Source organism: Chromatiales bacterium, assembly GCA_020445605.1.
Taxonomy (GTDB): Bacteria; Pseudomonadota; Gammaproteobacteria; order JAGRGH01; family JAGRGH01; genus JAGRGH01.
Genome location: JAGRGH010000006.1, coordinates 68076 through 79151, shown reverse-complemented (window position 1 = coordinate 79151; position 11076 = coordinate 68076). Strand labels below are relative to the sequence as shown.

General features: G+C 64.1%; 11 protein-coding genes and 1 tRNA gene. 6 read left to right on the top strand and 6 right to left on the bottom strand.

From position 1 onward, the window contains the following. Positions 1 to 25 precede the first annotated feature (25 nt). Positions 26 to 1138: a hypothetical protein gene (locus KDG50_01265; GenBank protein MCB1864032.1), complete on the bottom strand. Its 1113-nt coding sequence runs from the start codon at positions 1136 to 1138 to the stop codon at positions 26 to 28. 405 nt (positions 1139 to 1543) lie between these two features. Then, the gene (locus KDG50_01260; GenBank protein MCB1864031.1) at positions 1544 to 2563 is read right to left on the bottom strand and encodes a hypothetical protein; all 1020 of its coding nucleotides are present in this window, start codon (positions 2561 to 2563) and stop codon (positions 1544 to 1546) included. Positions 2564 to 2718: 155 nt separating this feature from the next. Between KDG50_01260 and KDG50_01255 the strand changes: the two genes are divergently transcribed. From KDG50_01255 to KDG50_01230, 6 genes are all read left to right on the top strand, one after another. Further along, positions 2719 to 3396: a response regulator transcription factor gene (locus KDG50_01255; GenBank protein ID MCB1864030.1), complete on the top strand. Its 678-nt coding sequence runs from the start codon at positions 2719 to 2721 to the stop codon at positions 3394 to 3396. After that, complete coding sequence (locus tag KDG50_01250) at positions 3389 to 4765, top strand: HAMP domain-containing protein (protein ID MCB1864029.1); 1377 nt, start codon at positions 3389 to 3391, stop codon at positions 4763 to 4765. The genes KDG50_01255 and KDG50_01250 overlap by 8 nt, the downstream gene beginning before the upstream one ends. Before the next feature lie 164 nt (positions 4766 to 4929). After that, complete coding sequence (locus KDG50_01245) at positions 4930 to 5331, top strand: hypothetical protein (protein ID MCB1864028.1); 402 nt, start codon at positions 4930 to 4932, stop codon at positions 5329 to 5331. 42 nt (positions 5332 to 5373) lie between these two features. After that, positions 5374 to 6321, top strand: a complete 948-nt coding sequence (locus tag KDG50_01240) for an alpha/beta fold hydrolase (GenBank protein ID MCB1864027.1) — start codon at positions 5374 to 5376, stop codon at positions 6319 to 6321. A gap of 147 nt (positions 6322 to 6468) precedes the next feature. Next, positions 6469 to 7134: a winged helix-turn-helix domain-containing protein gene (locus KDG50_01235; protein ID MCB1864026.1), complete on the top strand. Its 666-nt coding sequence runs from the start codon at positions 6469 to 6471 to the stop codon at positions 7132 to 7134. Beyond that, the gene (locus KDG50_01230) at positions 7131 to 8567 is read left to right on the top strand and encodes a sensor histidine kinase N-terminal domain-containing protein (protein MCB1864025.1); all 1437 of its coding nucleotides are present in this window, start codon (positions 7131 to 7133) and stop codon (positions 8565 to 8567) included. Before KDG50_01235 ends, KDG50_01230 begins: the two co-directional genes overlap by 4 nt. A gap of 24 nt (positions 8568 to 8591) precedes the next feature. Here KDG50_01230 and KDG50_01225 read toward each other — a convergent pair whose 3' ends face one another. The 4 genes from KDG50_01225 to KDG50_01210 all read right to left on the bottom strand — a co-directional run bounded on the left by KDG50_01225 (position 8592) and on the right by KDG50_01210 (position 11006). Next, positions 8592 to 9374, bottom strand: a complete 783-nt coding sequence (locus KDG50_01225; protein ID MCB1864024.1) for a hypothetical protein — start codon at positions 9372 to 9374, stop codon at positions 8592 to 8594. After that, positions 9374 to 10039, bottom strand: a complete 666-nt coding sequence (locus tag KDG50_01220; GenBank protein MCB1864023.1) for a class I SAM-dependent methyltransferase — start codon at positions 10037 to 10039, stop codon at positions 9374 to 9376. The genes KDG50_01225 and KDG50_01220 overlap by 1 nt, the downstream gene beginning before the upstream one ends. A gap of 157 nt (positions 10040 to 10196) precedes the next feature. Next, positions 10197 to 10646, bottom strand: a complete 450-nt coding sequence (locus tag KDG50_01215) for a ligand-binding protein SH3 (GenBank protein ID MCB1864022.1) — start codon at positions 10644 to 10646, stop codon at positions 10197 to 10199. 283 nt (positions 10647 to 10929) lie between these two features. Next, positions 10930 to 11006, bottom strand: a tRNA-Pro gene (locus KDG50_01210). Between the last annotated feature and the right edge of the window lie 70 nt (positions 11007 to 11076).

Sequence of the window (11076 nt, the reverse complement as noted above, 5' to 3'; positions counted from 1 at the left end):
CCTGTCTCTCGATCACAACCGCTCGCTAAAGCGCGATGCTGATCTGTGCCGCGAGTTCATGGCTGGTGCGCAGGTCCGCGTCCTCGTCGGTCTGTGCCAGGCCACGGCGAAAGCGCCCGCGCATGAATTCCACGCGTGCGCTGACGCGTTCGCTGGCAAGCCAGCTCAGACCGACCCCGAACCGCCGTCGCGGTTCGTCCTCGATCTCCGCGCTGCCTTCGGCACGCAGCGCCAGTGACAGCTGCGGCGTGGCGAACCACGCAAGTTCGACGTTCCAGGCGCGCGGTTGGTTGCGGTCGTCGTCGAAGTCCGCCAGCCGGTCGAGTGCCCGGACGAATTCGGCGCTGATCTCGAAGGCGTCGAATTCCACGAGCAGGTGCGCGGCGGCCACATCGACCCGGCGCGGATAACGGTCGCCTTCGTCGGCGTAGAAGCCGGCGTCGGAATCCGCCAGATCGGACTGATAGCCGAGCCCCAGCGTCACGCCGTCGAACGGCTCGGCGACGAACGCCAGGCCCCAGTCGTCGCGGCCATGTCGGCCGCCGCCTTCGCGACGCGCTTCACCGCGATAGCCGAACAGCGTCAACTCGGTGCCAGCCGCCGGTTTCCAGCTCAGTGCCACGCCAGGCGCGACGGTCTCGCCGAACTCCAACACCGGGCCGATGATGAAGTGGCTGTAGAACTCGCTGAGCGCGGTGTCCTGTTTGCCGGCGCTGAGTTCGAACGGCCCGCCGAGCAGGGCCACGACCGCCTCGTCGATGCCATGGCGACCGAGGTCCGGGTCATATTCGTAAACGACCTCGGCTTCGAGCCATTCCGCCGGCGTGATCTCGGCGGCAATCTGCAGCGACTGACCGTTGTCCTGTTCGCGCACATGACCGTGCGGATTGTCGGTGCTTGTGCGGCGTCGTTCGGTCTCGAATTCAACCAGTGCCGTGACCGTGAGCCAGTCGTAGATCTCATGGCGTATGCCGGCCTCGCGGCGTTCCTGCGGCGTGCGGTAGAACCGCTGCGGTTCGCTGCCCGGCTCATCGTTCGCGTGCGTCGCGTTCGCGATCATCCAGAGCAATGCCGCCGCGGCTGCGTACAGCGTGCGTGTCGGTCTTGCCCGGAACGGCGTCTCGAAGGGTTGTTTCATGCAGATACTTTAGCGAAGCTCTGATCAATCCGTCCCGGATTGCCAGAGCAGCGAAACCGAAAAAGTGTCATTTTTCGCTTTCTCTCATTTTCAACGTCTTACGTCCGTTGAAAATGGCGGCACTTCCCTGTGCCGCGGGAAACTCTGAATTGTTCAGAGTTTCCTTAGGTTGTCGCGTGGGGTTGTGCATGTACAGGCCCGTGGAAACGAAAAAATGGCCTGCGTCCGGAAGGGGCGGACACAGGCCGATGCGGGAGATTGGTAGGGCCCTGGCGCGTCGAGAGAGTGCTGTCTGTGGGGACGGCGGTCTCGGACATTGCCGTGGCATTTGATGACTGATGCTGTGGGGGGACGTCGGATGGGGCACTTCCCTGTGCCGTGACGATTCACGAATCGGTACGGGAATCAATCGTCCTCTTCGTCTTCCTCGTCGTCGTCATCCTCGCCTTCCTCCTGGTCTTCTTCTTCATCGGCCTCGGGTTCGGTGAAGAAGCGGTCGACGAGTTCCTCGCGATCCTCGGTCTCGGCGTCGTTGTAGCCGACGATGACGCCAATACCCGGCGCATAGAACTTGCTCTCGAAGATGCCCGGTTCGAGCGGGGTGAAGTTCGAGGTCTGCACACAGTCGCCGACGCAGTCGACGAACGGCGAGCTCTCCGATGCCGCGGTGCTGATCACCGTTGCGGCATCCTCGGCATCGCCGAGCGCCCATTCCTCGCGATAGCTCACGCCGGCCATCGGCATGGCCTGCATGACGATGCCGGCCTTGGCGCCGTCGACACCGGCCTTGAACGAACCGTCGAGATCGGTCAGCTCGCCGTCCTCGAAGTTGCGCGCGATCTCGCCGAAGTACCAGACGCTGCCGTCGATGTGCTGTGCGAACCAATCGGTGGTGTCTTCGACGAGTTCGCCGTCCTCGCTCACCGTGTCACGCACGACGAGACAGGTCACGCCGAGAATCTCGACCGTTTCATAGGTGTTGGTCACGACGATGGTCTCGTCACCAGCCTCGTAGACGCGCGTCCAGCCTGGGGTCAGCGGGAAATACGGATTCGGCTCGACGGTGTCGCCAATCGCGAGCGGATCGACGAAGTTCGCCGGATCGATCTGTGGATCGTAGGCGTTCTCGCCGACCAGTCCGCAGAGGTCCAGGCGGGAGAAATACTGCACACGGCATTCGTCGATCGCAGCGTCCCGCTCGGGCTTGGAGTCGGCCACGCACTCGGCGTGTGCAGCTGGGTCGGCGAGATTTTCGCACTGCGCGCGCGTGAGATAGTAATCGTCCTTGGCGTCCTCCTTGCAGGCCTTCAGTTGCAGCTTGGCCGTGGAAGTACAGATGCCGTCGGCGAATGCGGGCGGGATGGCGATGAGCAGGCCGGCGGCGACGAGTGCACAGCCGAGCGTGGTGCGTTGAAGCGGTTTCATGACACGGTTCCTCATGTGACTGAATCGGGTCGAGCCGGGGTCGATGCGGTTGCCCAGGCTCGTGATCAATTCTTCACACCGCGCATTGCCATGCGCTTGCCCGAACATTACCGCACCGTAATGTCGGCGGCGATCCGAATCGCTATGCTGTAGGCATGCATCTTTTACTGATCGAAGACGACCTGCGCGCGGCCGAGTACCTGGTCAAGGGGCTTGGCGAGTCGGGTCATGTCGTCGATCACGCGAAGGATGGCGATGACGGTCTGCACCTCGCGTTGACCGGGAGTTACGACGTCATCATCTGTGACCGCATGCTGCCGAAGCGTGACGGGCTTGCGATCGTGCGCATGCTGCGGGCCGATGCCAACCAGACACCGGTGCTGGTGTTGTCGGCGCTCGGCGAGGTGGATGATCGTGTCGCCGGTCTGCGCGCCGGAGGGGACGATTATCTGGTCAAGCCGTACGCGTTTTCAGAACTGCTGGCGCGCATCGACGCACTGGCACGGCGTGCCCAGCCGGATACGACGACCGAACGCCTGCACGTCGGCGACCTGGAGCTCGATCTGCGCATGCAGACCGCGCGGCGCGGGGACCGTGCGATTCGCTTACAGCCGCGCGAGTACCGTTTGCTGGAATACCTCATGCGTCAGGCCGGTCGTGTCGTGACGCGCACGATGTTGCTGGAAAACGTCTGGGATTTCAGTTTCGATCCTCAGACCAATGTGATCGACGTGCAGGTCAGCCGGCTGCGTTCGAAGATCGATCGCGGATTCGACAGTCCACTTCTGCATACGGTGCGCGGAGCAGGCTATCGCCTGGGCACGAATGCGTAGCCTGCTGCGCAGCAGCGCGCTGCGTCTCGCGCTCAAATACACGCTGATCTACGCGATCGCGGCCGCGGTGCTGCTTGGCGCAACCGTCTGGTATGCCGGGCGCGGAGTGGATGACGCGGTCACCGCAGCGCTGGTCAACACGCTTGGCGATCTGGATGCCGCGTATCGACAGGGCGGGCATGCAGCCGTGTCCGCGAGACTTGCGCGGCACGAGAAAGCCGAGGCGGAGGAAGGCCAGTACTTCGCGCTCGTCGATGCCGAGGCTGAATGGATTGCCGGCAGTTTCGTGCGCTGGCCGGGCGAGGCCGATATCGAGCCCGACTCTCGCGTGCACCAGGTCTGGATCGACGAGGAGGACCTGCCGGGTGTGATCGAAGACCAAGCGTACTGGCCGGCCATCAGTGGCGCATTCGCCGATGGCAGCCGCGTGCTCGTCGCGCAACCCGTCGAACAGGCCGAGGGCCTGCGTGAAGCCGCGGACGTTCTCATCGAAGGCATGGCCATGGGGATACCGCTTATGCTGCTGATGGGGATCACGCTGGCACTGGCGTTCGAAAGGCGCATGCGTTCGATAGACCGCACGGCGGCGAGCATCATGGCCGGCGACCTTGGCCGCCGGGTGCCGGTGTCCGTACGCAACGACGAGTTCGACAACCTGGCCCGGCGCCTCAATTCGATGCTCGAACGCATCCAGCAGCTGGTGCGCGGCATTCGCACGGTCACCGACAACATCGCGCACGATCTGCGCACACCGTTGACGCGGTTGCGCAACCGGCTCGAGGTCGCCCTGCTCGAACCGCGCAGCGAAGCCGAATACCGCGAGGAACTGGAGCGCGCCATCGAGGACGCCGCCGGTTTGATCCAGACCTTCAACGCGCTTCTCAGCATTGCCCAGGTCGAGGCCGGCAATCATCGCAGTGAGTGGGACGAGATCGATCTGCGCAGTATCGTGGACGATCTTGTCGATCTGTACCGACCGCTGGCCGAGGAGCGCGGTCAGGACCTGCGGCTCGAGATGGAAGGCGATACGCGCATCGTCGGCAGTCGTGATCTGCTTGCGCCGGTCATCGGCAACCTGATCGACAACGCGATCAAATACACGCCGGTCGATGGCGTGATCGACGTCGCCGTGCGCGGCCGGCGCAATGCCGTTGAACTCACCGTCGCCGATTCCGGTCCGGGCATACCGGCCGAGGAGCGCGAGCGCGTGTTCGAACGCTTCGTGCGGCTCGATGCGTCGCGCGGCACCGACGGCAACGGCCTCGGTCTGAGTCTGGTTCGCGCCGCCGTGCGCCTGCATCAGGCCGAGCTGACACTCGACGACAACGCGCCGGGCCTGATCGTGCGCGTCCGCTTTCCGCGCGATTGACACGGGCCCAACTCATGGGGCCGGTCTCCCGGATTAAAGTCACTTAAGCCGCAGACGACCGCACCGCCCTATACTTTTGGGAAAGGTCGTTCTGGCCCGGCATTTCGATCAACTACTGCCGCGTCCCCGCAATGAACACTGCGCCGTGAAACCGGAGGTTAAAAGTGAACGCCTCTCAGTCCGCTTGCCGGCACAAGATCGTCATCGCTTACATTCTCGTCGGCTTGATCGCCGCGGTTGCCGAACCCGTGCAGGCCTACGACGGTTGGTCCAGTGAACTTTCGCATGCCGGTGGCGGTGCGTTGCTTGCCGGTGGGATTACCTATATCGCTGACCAGTATGAGGTCTCGCGCAAGAATCGTGCATGGATCGGCTTCGGGCTCAGCAGCGCGCTGGGCGTGATCGGCGAGTTGGTCACGACCGGAACCTCGGCACTGGACATGTTCTCCCATGCGGCCGGTTCGGCAATAGGCGCGTTCGTGACCGACAAATGGATTCTCCACCCCGTCGTCGTGCACGAGAAATCTGCCGAGTATGTCGGAGTCGAGTCGGTGATTCGGTTCTGAGCCCGTCCGCGAACCAGCGGCTGCCGATCGCCCACAGGATCCGTGCATTGCGACCGATTGCGTGGGCGTGATTCCATGCGGCTCAAGGCGCCGGGCCGGTGGTGGCGTTTCGGGTTCAGCGCAATTCTCGTTGTCGCCATCCTTGGCATCGCGGCGGTCCTCGCCGCCGGTGAATACCTCGCTCGCCCGGTGCAACTGACGGTTGGGCCGCCGCCCGCCGCATTGTCGGCAAGGCGGGTTGCCCTGACTGCGGAAGGTGGCGGGGCCGTCGCCGGCTGGTTCGCGCGCGGCGAATCCGGAGGTGGGGTGGTGTTGCTGTTGCACGGCGTGCGCAGCGATCGCCGACAGATGACCGCCCGAGCCATTGCACTGCGGGATCAGGGTTTCGGCGTCGTACTGATCGATCTGCCCGCGCATGGCGAGAGTGACGGCGCGCGGATCAGCTTCGGCTGGCATGAGGCGCGCGGCGTCGAGGCCGCCGCGCGGTTCATCGAGGCGGAATTTCCCGGCGAACGGGTCGGCGTGATCGGCGCTTCGCTTGGCGCGGCAGCGCTGCTGTTCTCGCACTGGGAGCGCGCGCCCGACGCAGTCGTCCTGGAAGCCCTGTATCCGACCATCGGCGAGGCGGTCGATAACCGCCTGAAGATCCGATTTGGCCCGTTGGGTTCGCTGCTTGCGCCGGCGCTGCTCTGGCAGCTGCCCGCGCGGCTGGGCATCGGCGCCGATCAACTTCGCCCGATCGACCGGATCGAACGCTGGCGCATGCCGGCATTGGTGGTTTCCGGCCAGGAAGATCGCCACACCACGGCCGCGGAAACCCGCCGACTCCACGAGCGCGCCAATGAGCCCAAGGAACTCTGGCTGGTGCCCGGTGCCGGGCATGTAGACCTGGCGAGATTCGCCGGTCCGGACTATGCGGAGCGGGTCTATGGATTCCTGCACACGCATTTGCGGAGGCCTTCGACGGTGGATTCCGCGATTGGATTGTGACGCGCCGCACAAAAACCACACAAAATCTCCATATTTCTTAAGCTGGGCCTAAGGCCGCCGATCGAAACTGCGACAGTGGCGGACGATGGCCTCCCCGGGGGGTACATCGGCTGCCGGCTGCTGCGTTTTTTGTCAGGGCAAAGTGCGATGCGAATTCTGTTGATTGAGGACGACGAACTGCTTGGCGATGGCATCGTGGCCGGTCTGCGCCTCGCCGGCGAGCGCGTGGAATGGTGCCACACGGGTCGGCAGGGCGACGCGGCGCTGGCGGCCAACGAATTCGATGCCGTGATCCTTGACCGTGGCCTGCCCGACGGGGACGGGCTGGAGCGGCTCGTGGCGTGGCGCCGCGCCGGAAAGGAAACGCCGGTTCTCGTCCTGACAGCGCGTGGCGAGGTGCGCGATCGTATCTGGGGCCTGGATCGTGGCGCGGACGACTACCTTTCCAAGCCGTTCGATCTGGACGAACTGCTGGCGCGCATTCGTGCGTTGCATCGCCGCCGGCTGGGACATGCCGAGCCGGTGCTGCGCCACGGCGAGGTTGCGCTCGATCCGGCCGCACGGCGGGTCAGCCTGGGCAACCGCGATGTCGCATTGACGCCGCGCGAATTCGATGTATTGCGCGTGCTGCTCGAGCGGGTCGGCCGGGTGGTTTCGCGTGCACAGATCGAGGACGTTCTGTATGAATGGGGCGGTGAGATCGAAAGCAACGCCGTCGAGGTCTACGTGCACTATCTGCGTCGCAAGCTGGGGCGGGATCTGATCCGCACCGAGCGTGGTCTGGGCTACGTGATCGACAGCGCGCACGCGTGACGCGGACGGACCGCAAGACCGTATCCGGTGTGAATTCCATCCGCCGCCGGTTGCTGGCGTGGCTGGTAGGCGTGACCACGCTCGCTTGGGCGGCATTCGTTCCGTGGAGTTTCTGGGACACCCGCGAGGACATTGGCGAGATGTTCGACGCGCGGCTGGTGCAGTTTGCCGAACTGCTGCTGTCGCTGATTGCCCACGAGCGTGGTGAACTGGAGCATTCGGGCGGCACCGGTGAGACGGTGGTCGCCGTTGTAGAGGACCTCGTCTCACAGTTTGACGACGAACATGAGCTGCGTCGCAAGGTCGCCTTTCAGATCGAGGTCGGAAACGGGAGGCAGTTCTATCGTTCGCAGGCGGCGCCGACGCAACGCTTTACCGGTCGTCCGAACGCGTTTTCCGAAGGCGACTATGCTGGCGAGGTGTGGCGGGTATTCACGGCCACCGACGGTGACGAGATCGTCGTGCATGTGGCCGAAACCCTGGATGTGCGCGGCCACCTCATCAACGACTTTACGTTGCAGCTGATCGGGCCGCTGTTTGTGCTGCTCCCATCAATGGCCTTGCTCATCTGGTTCGGTGTCGGTCGCGCGTTGCAACCGATCGACCGGCTTGCACAGCGGGTTGCCCTGCGCGATCCGGATCGGCTGGACGGACTTTCGATCGAAAGCACGCCGGTCGAGGTGCGGCCGCTCGTCGAAGCGCTGAACCGCCTGTTTCTGAGGCTTGGCGCGGCGTTTGAACGCGAGCGCCGGTTTACCGCGGATGCAGCACATGAACTCCGCACGCCGCTGGCGGCGATGCGTACCCAGGCACAGGTGGCCCGACGCACGGCCGATGCCAGTCAGCGCAATCATGCACTGGAACGCTTGCAGGATGCGGCTGATCGCACGGCGCGGCTGGTTGAACAATTGCTGACACTGGCACGGGTGGACGAAACGACGATCGAACGCGATCACGAGATCGACCTTGCGGCGATCGCGCGCGCTGTCTGCATGGACTCAGACCCGAATGGGACCACCAAAGCACATGAACTCGTTTGCTCGGCGGACGATCCGGTATTCGTGCGCGCAAATGCGGATCTCGCAAACGTCGTGGTGCGAAACCTCGTCGACAACGCATTGCGCTACACACCGGACGGCGGGCGCGTGCATGTGCGGGTCAGCAACGGCAGCGCGTATGGTGTGTTGCATGTGGATGACAGCGGCCCCGGCATCGAACCTGATCAACGCTCCGATGCATTCGCGCGGTTTCACCGGCTGCAACGGCGTTCCGGCGGCGGCGCCGGTCTGGGGTTGTCGATTGTGCGGCGCATCGTCGAACACCATGGCGGTCGGGTCGAACTGGGCACGAGCGGGCTTGGCGGTCTGCGTGTCTCGGTGACCTGGCCGCGCGGCCAGGCCGGCGCGGTGCGCGGAAATGCCGGACTGTCCTGATCCGGCTTTCGCGCGAACCGAAGCCTATCTGGACGCCCGTTCGACGAGCCTTTCGCGCAGGCGGAACGGCGATCCACCGATACCCAGTGCATTCCAGTAGTCGCGCAGGAAGCGCAGCCGCCGCTTCAGGGGCATGGCGGGCGAGTGTCGGTCGAGCTGGGAGATGTCGCGCAGCGCGGCGCTCATGATCGTGAGTGTCGAACGTGCCTTTTCCAGGTCGATCAGTCGCACATCGAAATCGCGCATCGCAGCGTCGGTTGCACGCACGAACAGATGTTTCGGATAGAGGCTGCCATGACGCATGCGTGCACGATGCATTGGTGCCACGGCCTGCGCGATGCGCCGCGACAGCGCGCCCGCGCCTGCGCGCGGCATGTTGAAGACGGCTGTCTCGGCAAGGAATTCGTCCAGCGGACGATAGCCTTCCAGCGCGGCCGTCACCAGCATTGCGCGTGTCCCGTCTGGGCCGCGCCGCTTGGCGAACACGACGGGTTCGACGGTCGGAACGCCGAGCTGAAGAAGCCGCCGGATATTGCGCCATTCACGCGCGAACGTGGGTTCGCCACGCAGCGGGTGACGCCAGTTGCGGGTGCCGTGGTTCAGCTGTCGCTTCAGAAAGAAGCGTTGCGGTGCCTGCGGATCACCGAGTTCGATGATCGTCACGCCACTCCAGCCACCGCGGCGCTCATTGGCGGGTTCGGCGGCCGTGCCGTCCAGGTTCCATAACGAATCGAAATCTCTGATGCCGTCGCTCGCGAACACTGCACGCCAGGACTCGGTTGCGAACTGAAGTTCGCCGTCATGCATCACGGTCGTTTGCGTAGCGCGTACATCCGCCACATCGAAATGCGCGGCAACACGTCGAGCGCGGCAACGATTTCGAAGCCGGATTGTGCGAACTCGGATTCGATCGTGGCGCGCGGGATGACGAGTCGGTTCTGGTAACCGTCGCGTGCGCGACGCGCATCGCGCTTCTGTCGCGACCGTGCCTGCACGCTGCCATCGACCCACAGCGAGACGATTGCGCTCTGGCGTGCCACGCGATGATATTCACGCAGGATGCGCAGCCGGTCTTCGGGCGCGACGATGTGATGCAGGAGCCGGATGCTGAATACGCAGTCGACACTTGCGTCGGGCAGGTCGATGTCGAACGCGGACGACTGAAACAGACGGTCGATGCGTTCGAGCAGCGCCGCGTCGCGATGGGTGCGCGCGGTTTCCAGCATGCCTTCGTTCAGATCCGCGGCCAGCACGTTTCGATCGGGGTCGGCGGTCAGCAGATCCCAGAATCGACCCGTGCCACAGGGGATGTCCAGCACCGAACCTGGGTTGCCCAGCAGTGCCAGCGCGTGTGCGGCGAGCCGGTGCTCGCGCCAATTGGTCATGCGGCGGCGAATGCCGGTGTTGTGCTTCTCGAAATACTGTTCGGAGTGTTTGCGATCGTATTTCTTTGAAAATGCGAGATCGGACACGGGACCACCGGAGCAACGGATCAAGAGGCCCGGACGTCGCTACGTCCGGGAGGGTGGCCGATAGTTAACGCGGGCGGGCGGGTAGCGTCAACCGAACACGGACGCCGCGATCCGCCGCGGGTTTGTGGCGGCGGTCGCGGCGCCGAGGCGTGACGGCTCAGGCCGCATGGCGGGCCTTGGCTTCGCGTGCCAGGCGGGCGTCCTCCGGACTGTAGGCGCGGCCGGACCAGAGCATCTCGTAGGCGATTTCCTCGTTGCCGTTCTCGCAGAGTTCCAGCACCTGCCGGAACAGTGGCTGGAAGGTGTCGCTGCGATGCGAGGCTTCGTGGTCTTCGAACGAGCGCCAGAACGTGACGATCAACGCCTCGCGGTCCTTCAGATCGCTGTCGACGGCCTGACCGACCGTGGAGCCCTCGTTGGAGATCTGGCCGCTGTTGAGCGCCACAAACCCGCCGACAAAGCCCGTTTCCGAGTGGAAGGTCTTGACGTTCTCGCACAGCAGCGCGACGCGTTCCTGCAGGTCGTCCACGCTGTAGCCGGGCTTGATCAGGACGCGGTTGACGGTCACCACGCCGTTATAGGGGAAGTTTGCGATCAGACCGTTCATGTCGAACCTCCTGAGTGAATCAGTATATCGGTATATTCTGACTAAATTACTCAAGAATGGTTCCGCCGGACGAGGGAAAGGGGGCATGGAAGCGGGAGGGCGTAATCGGCGCGGGCCGGGTCCGTCTGTACGAACCCGGGCCGAGATGGCGCGCCACGGGGAGATGCCGCCACAACGACGGCTGCAAGCCGTTGAAAATGAAAGAAAACGAAAAATCGCACTTTTTCGTTTTCGTCGCGCGGGCAGTCCAGGATGGATTGATCCGCGCTTCCCTAAAGAAATCTGGTCGGGGTGAGAGGATTTGAACCTCCGACTCCTGCCTCCCGAAGACAGTGCTCTACCAGGCTGAGCTACACCCCGAGGTCTCGACGCCGGACAGGGCTGTCCGGTGCGGGAGAACGCGGCATTCTACGAGAAGGGCCGGAGCCGC